The sequence below is a fragment of the Phocaeicola plebeius DSM 17135 genome, assembly GCF_000187895.1.
GTDB lineage: Bacteria > Bacteroidota > Bacteroidia > Bacteroidales > Bacteroidaceae > Phocaeicola > Phocaeicola plebeius.
On sequence record NZ_DS990132.1, the window covers coordinates 37,624 to 58,713 of the forward strand.

Annotated in this window: 19 protein-coding genes and 1 pseudogene; 18 read left to right on the forward strand and 2 right to left on the reverse strand. The window is 41.0% G+C overall.

The window, feature by feature from the left end; all coding sequences use genetic code 11:
* The first annotated feature begins 84 nt into the window (after positions 1 to 84).
* From BACPLE_RS12320 to BACPLE_RS19900, 3 genes are all read left to right on the forward strand, one after another.
* Positions 85 to 1,830, forward strand: coding sequence for a phospho-sugar mutase (locus BACPLE_RS12320; protein ID WP_040313114.1), 1,746 nt, complete (start codon positions 85 to 87; stop codon positions 1,828 to 1,830).
* Between the two features lie 365 nt (positions 1,831 to 2,195).
* Positions 2,196 to 3,758, forward strand: coding sequence for an ATP-binding protein (locus BACPLE_RS12325; protein ID WP_007562409.1), 1,563 nt, complete (start codon positions 2,196 to 2,198; stop codon positions 3,756 to 3,758).
* Between the two features lie 214 nt (positions 3,759 to 3,972).
* Entirely contained in the window at positions 3,973 to 4,410 is a 438-nt protein-coding gene (locus BACPLE_RS19900) for a BF3164 family lipoprotein (RefSeq protein WP_007562414.1), read from the forward strand.
* Between the two features lie 174 nt (positions 4,411 to 4,584).
* Here BACPLE_RS19900 and BACPLE_RS12330 read toward each other — a convergent pair.
* Both BACPLE_RS12330 and BACPLE_RS12335 read right to left on the reverse strand, forming a co-directional pair.
* Positions 4,585 to 4,845, reverse strand: a pseudogene (locus BACPLE_RS12330) (type II toxin-antitoxin system YafQ family toxin); the annotation flags it as partial.
* Between the two features lie 15 nt (positions 4,846 to 4,860).
* On the reverse strand, positions 4,861 to 5,109 hold the full coding sequence (locus BACPLE_RS12335) for a hypothetical protein (RefSeq protein WP_007562419.1): 249 nt from the start codon (positions 5,107 to 5,109) through the stop codon (positions 4,861 to 4,863).
* 439 nt (positions 5,110 to 5,548) lie between these two features.
* Here BACPLE_RS12335 and BACPLE_RS12340 point away from each other — a divergent pair, with 439 nt between their 5' ends.
* The 15 genes from BACPLE_RS12340 (at position 5,549) to BACPLE_RS12405 (ending at position 21,060) form a co-directional block, all read left to right on the forward strand.
* Positions 5,549 to 6,295 (forward strand): hypothetical protein, encoded by a 747-nt coding sequence (locus tag BACPLE_RS12340; protein ID WP_007562421.1) that lies wholly within the window; start codon positions 5,549 to 5,551, stop codon positions 6,293 to 6,295.
* On the forward strand, positions 6,279 to 6,671 hold the full coding sequence (locus BACPLE_RS19730) for a hypothetical protein (protein WP_007562423.1): 393 nt from the start codon (positions 6,279 to 6,281) through the stop codon (positions 6,669 to 6,671). The genes BACPLE_RS12340 and BACPLE_RS19730 overlap by 17 nt, the downstream gene beginning before the upstream one ends.
* A 310-nt stretch (positions 6,672 to 6,981) precedes the next feature.
* On the forward strand, positions 6,982 to 8,808 hold the full coding sequence (locus tag BACPLE_RS12350; protein WP_040313118.1) for a tetratricopeptide repeat protein: 1,827 nt from the start codon (positions 6,982 to 6,984) through the stop codon (positions 8,806 to 8,808).
* Between the two features lie 451 nt (positions 8,809 to 9,259).
* The gene (locus tag BACPLE_RS12355; protein WP_081458131.1) at positions 9,260 to 10,309 is read left to right on the forward strand and encodes a BF3164 family lipoprotein; all 1,050 of its coding nucleotides are present in this window, start codon (positions 9,260 to 9,262) and stop codon (positions 10,307 to 10,309) included.
* A 35-nt stretch (positions 10,310 to 10,344) separates the two neighbouring features.
* Positions 10,345 to 11,361, forward strand: a complete 1,017-nt coding sequence (locus BACPLE_RS12360) for a BF3164 family lipoprotein (RefSeq protein ID WP_007562433.1) — start codon at positions 10,345 to 10,347, stop codon at positions 11,359 to 11,361.
* Between the two features lie 119 nt (positions 11,362 to 11,480).
* Entirely contained in the window at positions 11,481 to 12,479 is a 999-nt protein-coding gene (locus tag BACPLE_RS12365) for a BF3164 family lipoprotein (RefSeq protein ID WP_157131893.1), read from the forward strand.
* A gap of 124 nt (positions 12,480 to 12,603) precedes the next feature.
* A complete protein-coding gene (locus BACPLE_RS12370; protein WP_081458132.1) occupies positions 12,604 to 13,647 on the forward strand; it encodes a BF3164 family lipoprotein in 1,044 nt (347 codons plus the stop codon).
* A gap of 114 nt (positions 13,648 to 13,761) precedes the next feature.
* The gene (locus tag BACPLE_RS12375) at positions 13,762 to 14,019 is read left to right on the forward strand and encodes an NVEALA domain-containing protein (protein WP_394357940.1); all 258 of its coding nucleotides are present in this window, start codon (positions 13,762 to 13,764) and stop codon (positions 14,017 to 14,019) included.
* A gap of 47 nt (positions 14,020 to 14,066) precedes the next feature.
* Positions 14,067 to 15,128 (forward strand): BF3164 family lipoprotein, encoded by a 1,062-nt coding sequence (locus BACPLE_RS12380; protein ID WP_235777932.1) that lies wholly within the window; start codon positions 14,067 to 14,069, stop codon positions 15,126 to 15,128.
* A gap of 298 nt (positions 15,129 to 15,426) precedes the next feature.
* Complete coding sequence (locus BACPLE_RS12385) at positions 15,427 to 16,356, forward strand: BF3164 family lipoprotein (RefSeq protein ID WP_081458133.1); 930 nt, start codon at positions 15,427 to 15,429, stop codon at positions 16,354 to 16,356.
* Positions 16,357 to 16,358: 2 nt separating this feature from the next.
* Positions 16,359 to 16,481 (forward strand): hypothetical protein, encoded by a 123-nt coding sequence (locus tag BACPLE_RS19825; protein ID WP_007562448.1) that lies wholly within the window; start codon positions 16,359 to 16,361, stop codon positions 16,479 to 16,481.
* Positions 16,471 to 16,803, forward strand: coding sequence for a hypothetical protein (locus BACPLE_RS12390; protein ID WP_007562450.1), 333 nt, complete (start codon positions 16,471 to 16,473; stop codon positions 16,801 to 16,803). Before BACPLE_RS19825 ends, BACPLE_RS12390 begins: the two co-directional genes overlap by 11 nt.
* Before the next feature lie 158 nt (positions 16,804 to 16,961).
* On the forward strand, positions 16,962 to 18,050 hold the full coding sequence (locus BACPLE_RS12395; protein WP_007562452.1) for a BF3164 family lipoprotein: 1,089 nt from the start codon (positions 16,962 to 16,964) through the stop codon (positions 18,048 to 18,050).
* An 11-nt stretch (positions 18,051 to 18,061) separates the two neighbouring features.
* Positions 18,062 to 19,138 carry an efflux RND transporter periplasmic adaptor subunit gene (locus BACPLE_RS12400; RefSeq protein ID WP_007562453.1) on the forward strand — a complete coding sequence of 359 codons (1,077 nt, stop codon included), beginning with the start codon at positions 18,062 to 18,064 and terminating at the stop codon, positions 19,136 to 19,138.
* A gap of 14 nt (positions 19,139 to 19,152) precedes the next feature.
* Positions 19,153 to 21,060: an efflux RND transporter permease subunit gene (locus tag BACPLE_RS12405; RefSeq protein WP_007562455.1), complete on the forward strand. Its 1,908-nt coding sequence runs from the start codon at positions 19,153 to 19,155 to the stop codon at positions 21,058 to 21,060.
* Positions 21,061 to 21,090: the final 30 nt, after the last annotated feature.

The following is a 21,090-nucleotide window of genomic DNA, read 5'->3' on the forward strand; positions in this document are numbered from 1 at the left end:
GTTTTTATTAGGATAATTTCTTTGAATCTTTTATTTTTGTCTCTCTCTTATGGAACGATTTATTATTTATTAAACATTATAATCATGGAAAACAATGAATTAATTAAACAGTGTACAGAGAAGGCTCAAACGTGGTTGACCGCAGCATACGATGCCGAAACACAGGCCGAAGTAAAAGCCATGCTTGAAAATCCGGATAAGACCGATTTGATTGATGCGTTTTACAAAGACCTGGAATTCGGAACAGGAGGTTTGCGTGGTATCATGGGAGCCGGTTCCAATAGAATGAACATCTACACGGTAGGTGCTGCCACTCAGGGCTTGGCTAACTACCTGAACAAATGTTTTGCCGGGAAAAAAGACATTTCAGTAGTGGTAGGTCACGACTGTCGTAACAACAGCCGTAAGTTTGCAGAAATTTCTGCCGACATCTTTACTGCCAACGGCATCAAGGTATATTTGTTCGAAGATATGCGTCCTACTCCGGAAATGTCATTTGCCATCCGTCACCTGGGCTGCCAGAGCGGAATCAACATCACTGCTTCTCACAACCCGAAAGAATACAACGGCTACAAGGCATACTGGGAAGACGGTGCACAGGTGCTGGCTCCGCACGATAAAGGTATCATCGACGAAGTGAACAAGATTACCAGCGTAAGCGAAATCAAGTTCCAGGGCAATAAAGAACTGATTCAGATTGTTGGCAAGGAAATTGACGACGAATACCTGCGTCAGGTACACACATTGTCTATCGACCCGGAAGTAATCCAGCGTCAGAAAGACCTGAAGATTGTGTACACTCCGATTCACGGTACCGGAATGACACTGATTCCGCAGTCACTCAAATTGTGGGGCTTTGAAAACGTACATTGCGTAGCCGAACAGATGGTGAAGAGCGGTGACTTCCCTACAGTGGTATCTCCGAACCCGGAAAATGCAGAAGCACTGACATTGGCCATCAAGCTGGCAAAAGAAATCGATGCCGACATCGTGATGGCTTCCGACCCGGATGCTGACCGTGTAGGTATGGCTTGCAAGGACAGCAAGGGCGAATGGGTATTGATTAACGGTAACCAGACTTGCTTGATTTTCTTGTACTACATCATCAAGAACCGTATCGCTATGGGCAAGATGAAAGGCAATGAATTCATCGTGAAAACCATCGTTACTACGGAACTGATTAAGAAGGTAGCCGACAAGAACCATATCAAGATGCTCGATTGCTACACCGGCTTCAAATGGATTGCCCGTGAGATTCGTCTGCGCGAAGGTCAGGAACAATACATCGGTGGTGGTGAAGAAAGCTACGGATTCCTGGCAGAAGACTTCGTACGTGATAAAGATGCTGTTTCTGCATGTTCATTGCTGGCTGAAATCTGTGCATGGGCTAAAGATCAGGGCAAGACCTTGTATGACGTGCTGATGGAAATCTACGTAGAATACGGCTTCTCACTGGAAGTAACAGTCAACGTAGTGAAACCGGGTAAGACAGGTGCTGACGAAATCAAGGCCATGATGGACAACTTCCGTGCATGCCCGCCGAAAGAATTAGGTGGTTCGGAAGTGGTACTGGTGAAAGACTACAAGACATTGAAGGCTACCGACAATACTGGAAAAGCTACAGACCTGGATATGCCGGAAACATCAAACGTACTTCAGTTCTTTACAGCCGACGGTACAAAAGTTTCTGTACGTCCTTCCGGAACAGAACCTAAGATTAAGTTCTACATGGAAATCAAGGGCGAAATGCACTGTCCGAAGTGCTATGCAGGTGCCGTAGCTGATGCAAAAGAAAAAGTAGATGCTGTGAAGAAATCTTTGGGTATTTAAGATGCCGGGCGTGTGAGTGCGCCGCCAAAGATTAATTGAAATAAGGAATGTCATTCCCGCAAAGGCTTTCAGGAGTCTTTCTTGCTTCGGGAATGACATTCTTTTTTTGTTGTTTTAGAAAGAAAATGTACCCCTTAAAAAACTCTTTGGAGTTTGGAAGAAAACGCAAGTACGTTTCACTTCAAACGCAAAGGCATTTAATCTGAAACACAAAGGAGTTTTACCTTAAACGCAAGTGCGTTCCAGTCTGAACACAAGTGCGTTTTCCTATGGAAGAAAAAATGAGCCAAATGACAGCCTCTTTCAAAAGAAAGAGTTATTTTTGTAAGAGTGCATATAAAGTCAAATTGTAAGATTGTTTCAAGATGAAGTACCCTATAGGAATCCAGAGTTTCGACCAGTTGATAGAAGACGGCTATGTCTATGTGGATAAAACAGATTTGGTTTACAGTCTGGTAAAGGAAGGCAAGATTTACTTCCTCAGTCGTCCGCGCCGTTTCGGGAAGAGTCTTCTTGTCTCTACCTTGAAGAACTATTTCCTAGGAAGGAAAGAACTGTTCAAAGGGTTGAAGATAGACGCGCTGGAGCAGGATTGGAAAGTTTATCCTGTATTTCATCTGGATTTCAACGGAACAGATTTCACGCTTCCCGGGGAACTGGAAAGAAAGCTCGGCTATTATATTTCTTCATGGGCAGATCAGTATGCTTTGCCCGAAAAGAGCCGTAACCTTGGTTTGGGCGATTTCTTTGCAGAGGTGATTCGTGCGGCCCATCAGCATACCGGAAGGAGAGCCGTTGTCCTGATTGATGAATATGACAAACCAATCCTGGATGTATTGGATGCGGATGCTTCTTTGGAAGAGCGGAACCGAAATACATTGAAAGCTTTCTATTCCGCTTTCAAGAGTGCCGACGAGCATCTTCAGTTTGTATTCCTGACCGGGGTGACGAAGTTTTCGCAGGTAAGTGTATTCAGCGGTTTCAATCAGCCCTTCGACATTAGTATGCACGGCAAGTATGAGACGCTTTGCGGCATCTCTCAGGAGGAACTGGACACTACTTTCCGAGAGCCGATGGAGGCCATGTCGGAGGTGTACCATTGTTCGTACGATGAAATGCGGGTGATGCTCAAGGCACAATATGACGGCTATCATTTCAGTGATTGCATGGCTGATATTTACAATCCTTTCAGTCTTCTTAATGCCTTCTCCACGGGTAGAATAGGTGATTACTGGTTCAAGAGTGGTACACCGACTTATCTTATCCGGCTGCTGTCTCACACCGACGAGAATATGAACGAAATCACGGGCAAGTATTATTCTGCGGAAGAGTTCATCGACTACAAGGCCAACGTGGAACAACCGTTACCAATGATTTACCAAAGCGGTTACTTGACGATAAAGGATTTCGATTTGGAAGAAAACACCTTCCTTTTGGATTATCCCAATAAGGAGGTGAAGCGTGGCTTTCTTACGATGGTTGCTTCTAGCTATTTTTCGAATGGAGATACTCCTTCATGGATACGAAATGCAGTGTCATGCCTTAAAAAAGGAGAGTTGGACGATTTTCGTATAAATCTTACTTCCTTTTTAGCCAGCATCCCGTACACCATGCGCCGTAAGGAAAATGAGCGTGAACGGGAGCGTTATTTCCACTACACGTTCTATCTGTTGATGCGCCTTATCAGCGTGTACACGGTATATACGGAAAAAGTGCAGAGTCACGGCAGGGTAGATTGTATTGTGGAAACTCCAGACTTTGTTTATGTATTCGAGTTTAAACTGGATGGAACAGCCGAAGAAGCCTTACGTCAGATAAATGAAAAAGACTATGCGCGGGAGTATGAAGCAGACCAACGTAAACTCTATAAAATAGGAGCAGTGTTCTCATCTGAAACAGGTACGATAGCAGACTGGCGAACAGAATAGCATCATAGGATGGAAGAAATAAAAGAACTCGATTTTGAGAGACCGCTAATGTCAGTTTTCGGATTCGATTGTTGGTCCCATTGATGCTTATAATTGTAGGATGAGAACTTTAATGGCAAAGCTGTAATAATCAATTATAAAGAAGTTTTAATGCGATGCTTAAACTGAAAGCAATAAAGACATTCAGCCACTGCAGCCTTACCAGAAAGCAGCATTGTACGCTGGTACTTTAATAGGGGTGCATCCGGATAAAAATAAATTCGTTGCCGCATATAAAGGATTAATAGATTTTTACAATATTGATGAATCCTACAATCTATCACCTTCGGCGCATAGATATTATCATTTTCCTCAATTTGCCATTCCTCAGAAAGGACCTGTTATAGCCCACAGGAAAGAGGAAGCGGTAGGCTTTTTGTCATTGTCGTATGATGCATCATACGTCTATTTATTATATTCAGGTTCGTCATTATTGGATAAAGAAAGTTCAGCCTATACCAGTAATATCGTACTGGTCTATAATTGGGAAGGAATACCAGTCAAACGATATGCTTTAGACCACAGCGTTATTTCTATACATATTAGAAATAATATGTTATGGTGCATAGGAGAGAATCATAAATATCTGTATAAATATGTTCTCAGCCTATAGTATCCCTAGTACAAATGTAGCAACTGAAGTGAAATAATTTGCTTCTTTGTAGTGGTCTTTGCTGGATATCTGATAGTTGATAGGAAGCAAACAGTAAGAAGTGGAGAATTATTGGAAGATTCAGTATATTCCAGAATGGGACATACTGAATCTGATGCAAAATTCGTATTAAAATCAATATTTTTTGAATAGTTCTGAATGACTGCCGAGTCTTAACACGTCGATGATGCCTGTTTCAACATCCAGCCATATCAGAAGAAAATCCCCCTCAATATGGCATTCCATGCACCCCATATACTCTCCTTTGAGCATGTGAACCCTATACTTTTCCGGAAGTTCTATTTCGTTATCGAGCATCCGAAAGACTTCCAGTAGCTTTACTAGCTTGCTGGGGTTATTCCTGTATCTTTTGAAATCCTTTTTGAACTGTGTTGAATAGCGTAAGTGTCTTCATTCTTCACAGGATTTTATAAAGGCTTCCAAGCTGCTGGTGTTTATGGTGCCAGCATATTTCCCTGTACGTGCTTCCTTGATGGCCGCTTTTGTTTCTTCGTTCGGTTCTGAATAGACAGCATCCATGAGCATGCTTTCCACGTAGTTATTCAGGCTTCTGTTGGCTTTTTGGGCTTCTTCCTGTAAGACCTTTAGCAAGTCTTCACGCAACCGAAATGAGGTCTGTTTTCTTATTACTGCTTCCATTTTCTTATGTGTATTACATTGTATTGCAAATGTAATACAATGTATAAAGGATTTAATTTTTGTCTGAACTGGTAGCTGCTATATTAATCAGCCATTTGTGGCATTTTTACGATGGTTACTTCCAGTTATTTTGCGAATGGAGAATTCCATCTGAAACAGGTACGATAGCAGACTGACTGGCATAGTAGCGACGGATGGAAGAAATAAAGAACTCGATTTTGAGAGATAGCTAATGTTGGTTTTCAGATTCGATTGTTGGTGTCCATAGATGCTTATAATTTACATTTTACCATGACTAAAACAGGATTGTCATTCAATGATGTAGTGTATCATACATCCTGCTTAACCGTATTGTATATCCTTAATTAAAAAATGCGCAGAGAGACAGTTGTTTTCAAGAGAAAAGACATATTTTTGTATATGTGTATAAAGTAATGTAATGAATACGACATATATAGTTAAAAGAAAGAATATTATCAGGATAGGAGTACTAGTTGCTTGTATGCTTTTTACTATAGTATATGGTATATTGATATTCAATGCGTGTAAGCAACGTGAGCAAGCATGGAGCCGGCAGGCTAAAGCTGTCTTTCTTGAGGCAGTGGGAAACGAACTGAAGAAATTGGATAAAATGGAGATATATGGTTTCCATACTATCACTTCTTTATTTCAGCAAAAGACTTTAGAAACCGATATTCCAGATTCTGTGGTGTTTGCATTACAAGATGGAACTCATGTTTATCATCTTCCTTTACACAGGCGGAATAATGCTTATTTTAAAGATGGAGATAAGAATATTTATCTCAGCTTAATTCTTGAGAAATATCCATTTCCTTTTGATTCCTTGCACTATGCCTGGGATAAGCAGTTGGCATTATCCGATATAAAAGGTAAAACAGGGGTATGTTCCAGAATAACCGATTTGTCGAGAAAAGTTTCAACCTTTGCTTCGGGAGCACTGGAAGAGTTTGCTCCGTCGGATAGTCTGGTCTCCACCTATTTGGGTTATCGTCTGGAGGTGGAATTATCCGGTTATATTTCTTATTCCTGGTGGAGTCTTTTACCGGGTGGAATGGTTATAACGGTTGTCCTTCTTTGGTGTATGTATATTTTTTTTCTGGTTGTTTTACGGCAGACTGAATCAGTTGGTTTCGAAACGAACTGTGGTGGTGGAAAAGATAGTTGAAAAAGCGCTACTTCCTGCCAAATCACGCAATAAGACCAGACATATAAAGGCCCGTGTCTACAGACTGGAGCACGATGTGTTTTTTGATGCCGAACAGCGTTTGTTTTGTGATGGTAACGGTGTCATTGAGAAACTTTCCCCTGCCATGTCTGTGCTGTTGGAGCACTTTCTCAAAGCATCCGACCATACATTGACCAAATATGAGATTTATCAGATTATGGGTAAAGACCTTGAAGAATATTCATTGGACAGCTTTTATAAAATGATTGAACGCTTTAGGAAGAAGCTTAAACAATTCTCATCCGTTACGTTGCATAGTGACGGAAACGGAGCTTATCGTCTGATTCTCCCTTTGGATCCAACTGACATGAACTGACATTTATTGATTGCATGTGTTTGTATTATAGTGGATTGTGTTTCTTGTATGGATGGAGGTCCTGAACAATTTTTACAAAGACAATTTTTATACTTAATTTCGTCATGACAAAATTTTAAATGTAATTAAGATGAAAAGGATATCGGTTTTTCCTAAGAAGACAGAATACGATTTTTTTGGGGGGGTAACGAATAGGTCGCTCTAAACCTATGGAAATAAAGTATTGTGAAGGAAATCTTTATGAATATTCAGAAATATGTAAAATGTAGAATTGATACTTTTTGTAATTTAGCAACAAAAGGACCCAATCATGAAAATAAGAACCCATATAATTATCATAATCTGTACTACTTTAATGACTGTAGGATGCAGCCAGAATCATAAAGTAACAAAGCAAACGCCAGAACTTGCAAAAGCGGAGGAGGTGATGTTCGACCATCCCGACAGTGCGCTGCACATATTGGAGTCCATGCCGATACCGTCTGCACGTAAAGACAAAGAGAATCATGCGCTGTGGTGCCTACTGACCTCACAAGCAAAGGTGAAGCTGATAATGAAAATTCCTTCCGATTCGCTTGTGAAGATAGCGTACGATTATTACAAGTCTACGGATAATGCCCGTAGAAAAGCAATGTCAGCCCTTTACATGGGTGATATAAATTATGAGCTTGGCAATATAGAGGAAGCCATGCAGTATTATCTGGAAGGTAAAACAGAAGTAGAGAAAACAGAAGATTATAAAACCGGATATCTTATTATGTCTTCTTTGGGAAAACTATATTTATATCGTAGACTCAATGCATACGCACTTGAAGCATGTACTAAAGCATACGATTATGCAGTGAAGGATTCCAATAAGCGGTATCAGATGGGGGCATTACAATATCTGGCCAGATGCTATTGTATCTTAAATGAACTCCCCAAAGCTATTGAAACCTATCAGAAATGTAGCGATATAGCCGTTGAATTAGGACTTAATAATAAAGCATATTATTATGACATCCAGACGGAAATAGCTCTTGTTTATAAAAACAGTTCACAGTTCTTACAATCATTGGAAATCCTAAAATCCTTTCCTGTGAAATTCCAGTCATCATCATTGATTGGAAAAAATTATTTCTATCTCAAGCAATATGACTCAGCTTACTTCTATCTTAATAAAGCATTGCTCACCGATAATATCTATACAAAAGCTTCCGTATATGAGTTCTTGTACAAATTAGGGAATCAGCCCAAGTACCATAAATATTTGACAAGCTATTGTGATTCATTGCTATTCTATAATGACTCTATAACAACCCTTGACAAAGGCAAGGAGATTATAGCATACAAGGAAAAATATGACAATGAAAGACTGACAACAGAAAAGCAAAGGTTAGAACTGGAAAAATCTAATATCACTTATTGGTGGATGTTTACTATAGTAATAGTTCTGTTATTGGGTATTTTACTTATTTATATTTATCTGCACAAACGAATTGCCATACATCAGAAAGAAGAAAAGTTAACCCGTTTAGCCTTGCAACTACATGATAAAGAATTAGAAGTTGAAAAGAACGAATCATATATTGCAGAACTTCAGTCACAGTTCGAGCAGAACAATAAGAAAGAAGAACTTTATGTTGAGCAGGTAGAGGCACTTAAGAAGCTGAAAAAGGAAAATGAGCGTTTGTCGTTGGAGAAAAATATGCTACATGAAAAGATTGCTTCCTATTCCATCTCAGGTCGTGAACTGTCTGATGTAAAGACTTTATCTGACAGGGTTCTGTTATTGGAAAAGAGGGAAAAAGAACTATGCTCTTTGCTGTTGACGCAAGCACCATTCTTACGTAAACTTCATCTGCAACCTGTCTATTTGAATGAAACAGAACTGAAGGATGTGTGTAAAATAGCTGACAATATTTTTCAGAAATTTACACAACGTTTGTCGAAAGAGGTGTCTGTCCTTAGCGAACATGAAATAATATTATGTAGTTTAATCAAACTCCGTTTTTCCATTACTGAAATTTCTATTTTCTTGAATATAGCTCCTGCCTCAGTATCCAGGAGTAAATTACGTATAAAGAATAAGATTTGTTCAGTGCTTGGTGAAAATCTGAAGGAAAAAAGTCTTGATGTCTGGCTTTGGGAATATTGATGAATGCATTTGTCTATTTATAAGAGTCTGATTATTTTTTAAATGCTTAATATACAAGTATTTCCTTGCCTTTTGGTTTAGAAGCCTGTCTATCTTATATCTATACTTTGGGTCGGTTTGTAATCATATAAATATCTATTTTTGAGATGTGTTTCTGTTTTATGGATTGATGCTATATTTTATTTGGTAAGGTATTCGTTTTAATGACAGGACACATTTGAGAAAGCAGAAATTGTTTTGGTATATTTAATTATGAGAGTGCGTATGAAAAAGATTCTTTTTTTAGTTTTTAGATGTTGAATCTGAAAGTTTTCTGAAAAAGGGAATTCTAAACAGTTGTTTGTCAGTGAAATAATTTCTTCTCAGAAAACTTTCAGATTTTGTATCTCCATTTTTCCCTAATTTTGGTACAAACAAAATTGGCTTATTCATTATTTTAACCTATTGGATTATGTTAGGAAGTCTTGTTGTAGTTTTTTCTGTATGCTTATTCTCATGTTCTCAGAATGTGGATAAAAGTAGTATTGATGCGTTATTCTCAGGAGGTGATACAATAAAATGCACAGTGCTGAATACAGATGGACATTTATGGGGGAAACCTTTTAGCATGAAATATATTGATTCGATGCTTTTTGTGTATGACGATATAGCTGGGGAGAATATATTTCATCTGGTAGACCTGAATCATGGCAATAAGGTGCTTGGTTTAGGGAGGAAAGGCCAAGGGGGTAATGAATTTATAATGCCTATGGAATATTTGCCATGTGGTGATACGGCTAGTGCCGTATTTGACTATACGAATAAAAGGTTGTCTGCTTTGAGTGTCGATGACTTCCTGAATCAAAGGAATGAGCCGGAAGTTTGCTATAAAGATACTTTTCCGGGTACCATCAAGCTGTTTCCTACAAAATTTAATACAGAACTGTCATTTGGCTTTTACGATGACTGCATGTTTTATCTGCAAAAGAACAATCAGATATTGCAGAAATTAGGAGATTTTCCCTATCGCGATGCACAGGAAAAACAGATTGAGAACCGTTTAAGGGGGCTGGCTTATCAGGGAACTCTTCAGAATAATCCTTCGAATGATAAGTTTGTTTATGCTGTAAACAGTGCTGAAATTGTATATTTTTATCATATAGACTCCACATCAGTAAGAAAAGTATGTGAATATCAATATAGTTATCCGCAATATCAACCCATGCAGGAAGGTGATGCAAGGGCGGCTCCTATCAGTGCCGATAATATCAGGACGTTTATAGATGCCACTGCCAGCAATCACTTTGTTTATCTGTTATATTCAGGTAAGACATATAAAGAAGAGGGCATGAAATCTTTTGAAGGAACTATTGTCTATGTATTCGACTGGAGGGGTAAGGCATATAAAAAATATATTTTGAATCTGCCTGTATTCCGGTTCTGTGTGGATAAGGATGACAGGGCGATATATGCATTTTCAAATAATCCTGACCCTGTTCTTGTAAAATTTTCTTTACCTTGATTGAGTATTCCGTTATTTTTAAATTGAGTTGATTAATGTACAAATATATTTTAAATATAGTACTTTTAACATGTCTGGTATCTTGCAAGCCTGATAAGGGAAAAGACGTGCCTGAAATAGACTTGCATCATTCAGTAGTGCTTGATGAAGACCAACTGTTGTTGGGTAAAGTAAAGGACATGTCCTGGGAGAATGATTCGGTGTTGGTCATCGTAGACTCGAATCAGGATGGTTTCCTTCATTTCGTACATCTTTCAAACAAGAAGGTGTCCGAATATGGCAAAATCGGGCAGGGACCGGGTGAGTTTCTGCTTGTTGGTGCTGTTAATCCGGATATAAACAATCGTCCGATTCTGTTTGACGTGAGCAAGAAGGAATGTTTCATGATGCAGCATGGGGATGAGGGAATCTCATTCCGATCTTTGTTCTCTTTAGCGGACTCTTTGATTTGCTTTGAGATGCTGCCGGTGCAGCACGACCGTTACATTGTAACCGGCTTGCATAAGCACGACCGTTTTACCGTTTTGGACGGCAATGGAAAGAAAGTAGGTGATTTTGGTGAATATCCTTATCGGGATGAAGAAGAAAGGAAGGTAGACGGATTTGTCCTTGGTGATGTGTATCAGGGTAAACTGGCAGCCAGTCCTCGCCGTAACCGTTTTGTGCAGGCCATATACAAAGCCAAGATCCTGACTTTTTATGAGCAGTCCGGTGAGCACTGGAATCTTGTCAAAGAGATTCAGGAATCGTTCCCAAAATATAAATATAATAGTCCGGCAATAGAAACGGACACTCCTGTAGGCTATCTGGATGTGTGTGCCACGGAGAAGTATGTATATGCGCTTTATTCCGGAAAAAACTACCGGGATGATAAGGATGCGGCATTCAGTGGTTATACGATAGAAGTTTACGGATGGGACGGTACGCTACAGAAACGTTATCAGTCGGATGTGCCATTGAAGGTAATCGAGGTATCCAAAGATGACGGTAGTTTGTATGCGATAGCCTATCATCCGGACCCGGTTCTGGTTCGGTTTCCTTTGAATTTATGAAGGGATAAATCTCTTGATTCAATTTTTACAATTATTCTGTTAAGATGATTATGAAAAATCGAGTTTTTCTGTATTTGTTTTTTATGCTTGTCCTTGTCGGCTGTCAAAAATCTGAAAGCATGGAAGATTTTGATGCCCTGTTTACTCATAAAAAAAGTGTGCTTGTTAAGGACTGTTTGTCGGAAGAGCTTATTATGGGCAGGCCTTTCTATATGATATATGCTGATTCTTCTGTCATTTTTTATGATGATCTGGGAGACAGTCTGTTTACGATGGTCGATCTGTCAGACAATAAACGTATCTACCGGTTTGGGGAAAGAGGACAGGGAAGTCGGGATTTCCTACAGGTGGCTTCCTTGCAAAAGGATAAAACCGATTCGTGTGTCTGCGTATATGACTATTATAAACATAGTCTGATACGGATAAATCTGGAAAATGTGAAGAAGGGGTTGCCGTATTATACTAAAATAACCAGTGATACGATTAACAGCATTGACATGTTATTATCGAAGTATAATAACACATTTGTGGGGCTGGGATTTTATGAGAAAAGCATGTTCGCGTTGATCGAAGGGGGAAGCGATGAAAAGTATTTTTATGAGTATCCTTACAGAGATGATAAAGAAAAGAAGATAGATAACCGTTTAAGAGGAATGGCCTATCAAGGAATGTTACGTTCAAAGCCTTCTTTGGATAAGTTTGTCTATGCCATAAATTTTGCTCCTATTTTTATGCTGTGTTCTGTACAGCCGGAAGCGATAGTCAGAACATACCAGTGGGTCGGAGGATATCCTATATACAGGACTGAAGAGAATGAAAAATATCGTACCGCTCCTATGAGTGCAGAAAACAAGATGGGATTTATCAGTGCTTATGCTACGGACAGATATGTTTATCTGTTGTATTCGGATAGGACGTTGAAAGACTATAAGGAAAAAGCCTTTATGGGAAATGTGATATATCAGATAGATTGGGATGGTAACCCTGTGAGCAAATATGAAACGGATTTACCATTGTCGCAAATATGTGTATCCAATTCTGATGATATGGTTTATGCGATAGCCAACAGAGAGGAGAATCTGTTAGTAGAGTTTGCTTTATCTGGTGGGAACGAATAAGGTTTTTTGAAATGAATCAGCATGCTTCTCTTCATTTCGGACTTCTTTCTGACAAGAGGGTGTCGTTCTATGATGAGAAACAATGCGTACGGAATTTGATACCTGATTTTATATCTTGATAAATATGAATCGAATATTTATAAGCTGTTGTCTTCTTGTTTTATTGGCAGGTTGCGGTTCATCATCTACAGAAACTGAGATTGTATCCCAAACCTTGCAACATGAGACGATTAAAATACCCGATTTGTTATTGGGATCTCCTGGTGGTATACAAAAAATGGGAGACGGTTTGCTGATTATGGATTATAAGTCGGACTCAATGTTTCATTATGTGAATTTGAAACAGAAGAAATATGTAGGACAATTTGGAGCAAAAGGGCAGGGTCCGGATGAATTTATTCACCCTACAAGCCTTCAGCCTTATGATGATAAAACGGTATGTGGATACGATGTAATGAAACAGGAAATTAAGATGATGGAATGGGACAGTCTGAACAATCGTATGAAAAGTTCCACTGTGAAAAAATGGACGGATGCATGGAGTTTTGATGTCATTCCTTACGGGCAGGATCAATTTGTAGGTAATGGCTGTTTCAATGATTCGATGTTTGCTATTTTTGACAACCAGGGAGTACCTGTGGATAGAGCTGGAGAATATCCGTATAAGGATGAGAATGAGAGAAAAATATCCGTTTTTAATCGTGCGTTGGCGTATCAAGGAACTATAAGGGTGACTCCTAAAGGCCGGTTGGCTTTTGCTACCATGTGTGCCAAGATGCTGTTTCTATACGAGATTCGTGACAGGCATTTGGTACGGAATAAGGTTGTGATAGACCGTTATGCAGACTATAAACCTGATTATAGTGGAGGACAGGCTTCCTATTCTGTGGTTCATAATGGGAAACTTCCTGTCTGTTATCGGGATTTATCGGTGACTGAATCCCGTATTTATGCACTTTATTCCGGTCGCTCTTTTAAAGATTATGGTTTGGCAGAATGGGAATGTGGCTATATTTATGTCTATGACTGGGCAGGGAATCGCTTGGCTCTGTATCAGCTCGACTTGCCTTTGCTCTGTTTTTGCGTAGATGAACAATCGGGCATTATTTATGGCATTGCCAATAATCCAGAGCCGACATTGGTATGTTTCCCTTTGCCTCAGTCTTGAATAAAGTAGATTCATCTATTATTGGATTTAGTAAATTGGGATTGGTCGCTTCATGTGTGAATAAACGAAAAAAAGTCAACAAACAAAATTTAAAGTAAAATGAAAAAGAATTTCTTGAAATTAGTTTTCGCATCCGTATCTGCTTTGGTTGCTGGGTATAGTGTATATGCTTCACAGCAGGAAGTAGAAATGTCAGATTTGGCAATGGCTAATGTGGAAGCATTGGCTAGTGGTGAAAATATAGGTTCAGGGGATCCTTGTTGGAATGCGAATTATGATGCAGATAAGCCTAAGGCTGTAAAGTGTGGAACTCCATGTAAGCATGAACCTCTGGATATCCATTGGTGGTCAAGAACATCTTATTGCTTGTAAGTTTCTTATAATATAAAATTAAGGAGTAATAAATAGTAGAATTGTGTATGAAACGGTTATTTTCAGTTCTTTTCTTGTGTATATTTATTTCATCGTGTCTCTCAAAAAGAGATTCTTCTTATTCAGATGAAGCTAGGGTTGATACAGATAGTAGCAGGGTGGTTTCTGTGGAGAAACTTAATTCACCGGATACAGTCCTTATGTTGATGGAGGAGTATCCTGTGGAAATGGATATATATGATGATGTGTTATATGTTGTTATGGCAAAAGCGGATACTTTTATTCATTTATTTAATAAACGGACTGGCAAGTTGTTAAAACGGATGGGGACGGTAGGGAATGGTCCGGAAGATGTTCTTTCTCCTGAATTTGTGCGTAATAATTATGAGAATAGGGCAATACAGAAAGGAATTGAAATGTACGATATGAATAAGAAGAACAGATTCATAGCATATTCTGATTCATTGGGTTCTTTTACTAAATTGCCTGAAGATTATTTAGGATGGGGAAGTCTGAATTTAAATCAGAAGTACTTGGTGGGAAAACATATTGGAGAGAAAAATTCTTTGTTTCAAATCTATGATTTACGCACAAGGCGAATAACCAATGTGCCTGTGTATCCAGAACCTTCATCAGCTTTAACAGACAAAGTGCAAGATAATTTATGGTTAATGTATAGTGCAAATGTCTTATGTAATTTGAATTTGCATAAAATATTTGTTTCAATGTATTATTTTGACATGATTCAAGTGTATGATTTGCAAGGTAAATTACAAAATGTTATTTGTTTAGGGAAAGACGGTGATAATAATGAGAAGCAGTTTCGTAAACTATTAGATCGAAAAAATTATGTGGGTTATATTCAATGCTATGCAACTTCTGATTATGCTTATTTTCGTCGTAGTCTGAAAGATGGTGAAACAGGTGATGCTATGAATAATCAAATTGCACAAGTTGATTGGAATGGGATGGTGACCCATGTTTGGGAAGTGGGGCAGGGAATGACTTCTGGCTTTTGTATAGATCAAGATAGATATCTGTATTGTATAAAAAAAGGGGAGTTACAAAATGAAGAAGCTTTCTTGATTTTACGGTATGCTTTAAGCTAAATTCAGTGGTAGAAGCATGAAACGGAATTTTTATTACCGAACATGAAATAAATTTAAATGTGATTAACCCATGAGAAAAGTGCAGTTCTGACGGTGAAATATAAAGCTGAGAGCCTTATAGTAGATTAAAACTAAAATAAAAATTTGTCATATTATTAGTCATATGATAAAGAGAAATTAAAGCAAAAAAATGAGGGTTTTACGTTGCAGCTTGCTTATGAGCAAGATAGTTTCATATCCTCTATTTGAGATTATTTTTTATTCTTATTAGTATTACGAACTAATCATTTTCATTCCAATGAAAGTATTCATTTACAGTTTGTTCTGGGGACTTGTACTATCTTCCTGTACCAAGTCTTTTGTCTCTATGTGTGATTTGTTTCCTGAATCCCTAAAAGTGGAAGTGCATAAACCTTCTTTTGATGTAGACAGTATACGGAAGCCTATTGACATGTATTATGTTGGTGGGAAACTTTTTATGGTAGATATGTATTCATCGCCGCTGGTTACGGCTTTTGACTGGACAACTGGGAAGTATATTGGTCGGTTTGCCAACAGGGGGCAAGGACCTCATGAGTATTTATGGTTTTCGGCAGCCAGTTCATTTGATGGGAAGTTGGGGCTGTATGATGAGAATAAGAAAGAATTTGCTTGGTTTTCTTATGAGAAGGATACGGTGTGCTGTTCGAGCATTGAGCTTGCACATTCAGACAAAATGTTTCCCTTTAAGGTTATAGCTTTGTCCAATGAATATTTTGTTGCGACTGGTCTTATTGAAGAAAACAAGCATTTCGTTATATACAACAAGGAGGGACAGAAAGTAAGTGTTTTTGGAGATTATCCTAAGGATGATTCTAAGCCCGGTTGCAGTTATCAGGATAATGCTTTTGCCTACCAACCTGCGGGGATGGTGTATAATGCGAAAGAAAAAGTGTTCGCTGTAGGGGAGAGGGATGGACAAATAGCAATGTTTTATGACATGAGCGATATAAGCCACCCCAAGCTTTTGAAACAGAATGTGGCTTCATATCCTCAATTTGTGAATAGTTCCACGAGCACTTCTTCATCGGTATCGTTTCTGAGAGAGAATGTGAGCGGTTTTTTCGGTATGGCCGTAACAGATAAGTATTGTGTCGGGCTTTTCAGCGGGAAACAGTCTCAAGATAGGGATTCTTACATAACCGGAGGAGATAAGTTGCTTCATTTGACTGGAAGGGAAACCCGGTAAAAATGATTGTTTTTCCACAGGAATACAGTATGATTACGGCCAGTGAAGACCAGATTATTTTATTGGGAATCAGTCCCGAGACTTCCGATTATGTAATTAATACCATTAATATTTATGATTTATAATAATATGAATTTGAGTTTGTTTTTGGGGTTGTTTTTGAGCTTGTTTTTGTGCTTTGGGGGAAAACTTAACGCGCAACAAGTGGAAAGAAATTCTGCTAAAGTTGAAATAGAATATCAGTGTGATTCGATAACACATTCAACGATAGTCACTGTCATTGATAATAAAATTTATGTACATGATCCAGACAAGAGTCCTTTATCTTTGATTCCACCGGAGAAGATAGAATCTGTCAAAATAACTAACAACTATAAGATGATTGAGCGTTATAAGAAGCTGAAAGGCCTGAAAGTTATAGTAGTTACGCTTAAAAAGGAAGAATAAGAATGTTAAAGACGTTTATCAGATAACCAGCAAGCAATAATTACAGCGAAAATAAAATTAAAAATGATAATGTAAAAGAGCGAAGCGGTGCTGATGCCCCCGGTTTATAGATTTATTTTTTAAATATGTTCGTTATTAGACATTAAAAGAAAAGTATTATGGTCAAGCATTTATTTTATATAATCTGTACGTGTCTTTTGTTGTTTTCATGTTCTTCGAAAAAAAGCAAGGATAAAGATAACACAATTCAGAAATTGCCTACAATTCAGCTTCAGGGTGAATATCTGAAGTGTGATTCAGATATTTGGGGAATGAAAATAGATTTCATAGACGAGAATCAGTTTCTTATTGAAGAGTTATCCCAAAATAAGTTGTATGCTATATATGAGTTAGATGGTAATAGTTTGAGGAAAAAAGGTTCTTTTTTAACCAAAGGCAATGGAGCATGGGAGGTTGTCAATCCTTCTTATCAGGTTACGGACAGTTCATTGTTTATCGCTAATTATTCTGGTACAATCAGTAAGGTATATAAAATAAGAAAAGAGTATCCTTTTGATAAGGATAAATGGGAAGTGGTCGATATGCCACTAAATCATAATTGTTTATTCTTTCCCAATTTTGTGATGTTTAATGACAGCATCTGTATAGCAACAGGAGGGGAACTTACCGATAATAAGATTTTATCAGCCATAAATTTTAAGAGGAATAAAGTTGAAGCCATCAATTATACATTTCCTGGTATAAATGTAGCTACTTATGTGAAACCGGCTGATTTCTTGGTATATTGCGATGCTGAACTAGCTAAACATCCATCGTTAAGCAAGTTCGTTTATACTTGCAGACTTGGCAGATTTATAGAGATTTTGGAGATGGATGGAACTCATTTATCTAAACGAATACCTCTATGTGCAGATTATCCGGTTTATAAGGCGTCTAATGACAGAAGGGTTATTGATGACCGTTGTTTGAGGGGGGCTGTAACTAAAGTGACTGAAAACTATATTTATTGTCTTATGACTCCCTATACGCATGGAGAAGCTTTGAAGGAAAATTTGTATAAAGGCTTACCCAATTATTTCAGTGATATTTTATATGTATTTAATTGGGATGGTAAATTGCTGCACAAATATACATTGGATATGCCTGTCTGTTCATTCTGTATTGACAGGAATGATAAATATATGTTTGCTTCGACAATGAAGGATGACGATTTTGTAATCAGAAAATATAAGTTGGATTTGGATTAAATGAGATATGTATGAGAACACACTACGTATATGTGCTGCTGCTTGCCGCCGGAATGTTGACAGGCTGCGGTGAGAAAAAAGACGACACTTCCGGAAAGGAAAAGGAAGGAGTGGAAACGGTTCTGCCTTCACAGGCGAACGAGGTGACGGTCATGACGCTGAAGAGGACCACGTTCAACCATGAGCTGGTGAGCAACGGTAAGGTGACGGCCTCACAGTATGCCGACCTCTCGTTCCGCCTCACATCGGAGCCTGTGGCACATATCTATGTGAAGAACGGCGATGCGGTGAAGAAGGGTCAGAAGATAGCCGAACTCGACCTGTTCACCCTGAAGAACAGCCTGGAGAAGGCGGAGATAGCCCTGCGCCAGTCGGAACTGGAGATGAAGGATGTGCTGATAGGGCAGGGGTATGCGCCCGACCGCATGCAGGTAATCCCCAAAGACATAGTACGGCTTGCCGAGGTGAAGAGCGGCTACGGCCAGAGCCGTGCGGCATACGAGCTGGCAAAGTTTGAGCTGGAGCAGGCGGTGATCACCGCACCGTTCGACGGGGTGGTGGCCAATCTGGAGACGCGGGGTTTCAACCGTCCGGACGGTACGAAGCCCTTCTGCCGCGTGATAGGAAGCGGGGGCATGGAGGTGGCCTTCAAGGTGCTGGAGAGCGAGCTGCCGCTTGTCAGGCGGGGAGACCGGGTGGAGGTGGCCCCGTTTGCCGGGACAGCCGGGGCATGCAGCGGTACGGTGTCGGAAATCAACCCGCTGGTGGACGAAAACGGGCTGGTGAGTGTAAGGGCCAGGGTGAACGGCAGTGCAAGACTGTTCGACGGCATGAACGTGCGTGTAAGCGTGAAACGCTCCGTTCCCGGCCAGCTTGTGGTACCGAAGACGGCGGTGGTGCTGCGCACGGGCAAGCAGGTGGTGTTTACCCTGAAGGACGGCAGGGCGGTGTGGAACTATGTGACCACCGGACTGGAGAACATGACCGAATATACCGTGACAGGCGAGGGCATGGAGGAAGGGGTACAGGTCATCGTGACCGGAAATGTGAACCTTGCGCATGAGGCTCCCGTAAAAGTGATACCTTAAAACATGTCCGTACTATGGTAAGATTTCTGATAAAAAGACCGATAGCGGTACTCATGGCTTTCACCGCCTGCTTCATCGTGGGGCTGGTGACTTACTTCTCGCTGCCCGTATCGCTGCTTCCGGACATAGACATTCCGCAGATCACCGTGCAGGTGAGCGGGGAGAACTCGTCGGCCCGCGAGCTGGAGAACACGATGGTGGCTCCACTGAGAAGGCAGCTCATGCAGGTGTCGGGGCTCAGCGAGATGCGGAGCGAGACGCGCGACGGTTCGGGCATCATCCGCCTGTCGTTCGGTTTCGGCACGGATACCGACCTGGCCTTCATCGAGGTGAACGAGAAGATTGACGCGGCCATGAACAGCCTGCCCAGGGATGCGGCAAGGCCGAAGGCCGTCAAGGCGAGCGCGACGGACATCCCGGTGTTCTACCTGAACATGACGCTGAAGAAGGATGTGCCTTACCGGGAAACGGACGGGGACGCCTTTCTGGAGATGTGCACGCTGGCGGAGAACGTGGTGAAGCGGCGCATCGAACAGCTGCCGCAGGTGGCCATGGCCGACATGACGGGGGTGCCGCAGAAGATGCTGCGCATCGTGCCGGATATGGGCAGGATGGAGAGCCTGGGCATGGGCATTGCCGACCTGGAGGCCATCCTCTCGTCGAACAACGTGGAGCCGGGGAGCATGCTGGTGCGCGACGGGTATTATGAATACAACATCCGCATCGCCTCCATCCTCCGTACGCCGGAGGACGTGCGGCAGATCTGGTTCAACCGCAACGGACAGGTGAGGCAGCTGGGGGACATCTGCGACGTGCAGACGGTTACCCGCAACGAGACGGGGCGCTCGCTGGCGGGAGGAAAGCGGGCGGTGACGCTGGCCATCATCAAGCAGGGCGAGGAGAACATGGACAACCTGCGCCGTGAGCTGAAGGAGACCACGGACTATTTCTCCCGCATCTATCCCGACATAGAGTTCAGCATCAGCCGGAACCAGACGGAGCTGCTGGACTATACCATATCGAACCTGCAGCAGAACTTCACGCTGGGCTTCCTGTTCATCTTCATCGTGGCGGTGTTCTTCATCGGCGACGTGCGTTCGCCGCTGGTCATCGGCATCACCATGATTGCCTCGGTGGTGATCACGTTCTTCTTTTTCTACCTCTGCCGGGTCTCGCTCAACGTGATCTCGCTTTCGGGACTGATCCTGGCGGTGGGTATGATGATTGACAATGCCATCATCGTGACGGAGAACGTGTCGCAGTACCGTGAGAAGGGGTATTCGCTGAAGTGTGCGGCCGTGGCGGGAACCTCGGAGATGATTACGCCGATGCTGAGCTCGTCGCTCACCACCATCGCGGTGTTCGTGCCGCTGGTGTTCATGAGCGGGATAGCCGGGGCCATCTTCATGGACGAGGCGTTTTCCATCACGTCGGGACTGATGGTGTCGTATTTTACGGGCATCATGCTGCTGCCCGTGCTGTATGTGCTGTTCTACCGTACGGGCATCAGGAAGCACAACTGGTTTACCGCCAACTTTAAGAACTTGCTGAAGAACGAATGGCTGACACGGTTCTATGACGCGGGTATTGAGTGGGTGTTTGCACATAAGACTGTTACCATGTTTCTTGCCATCGTATCGCTGCCGCTGTGTGTGCTGATGTTCATGGTGATTGACAAGGAGCGTATGCCGGAGATTGACCAGAACGAGGTGGTGGTGGGCATAGAATGGAACGAGAATATCCATGTGGACGAGAACAACCGCAGGGTGTATAATCCGCAAATCCAAATTTCCGCAGAATCCGAAACGAAGCGTTCGATTTTCAGGGAAAAGGACAAAACGAAGCGTTCAAAAAAGGAAAGCGCGCAACACTCAAAAAGCCGAAACAAAAGTTTTGTAATGACCTCTGTTTCGGCTTTATAATTTCATAAAAAATGGCTTTATAACGGCATT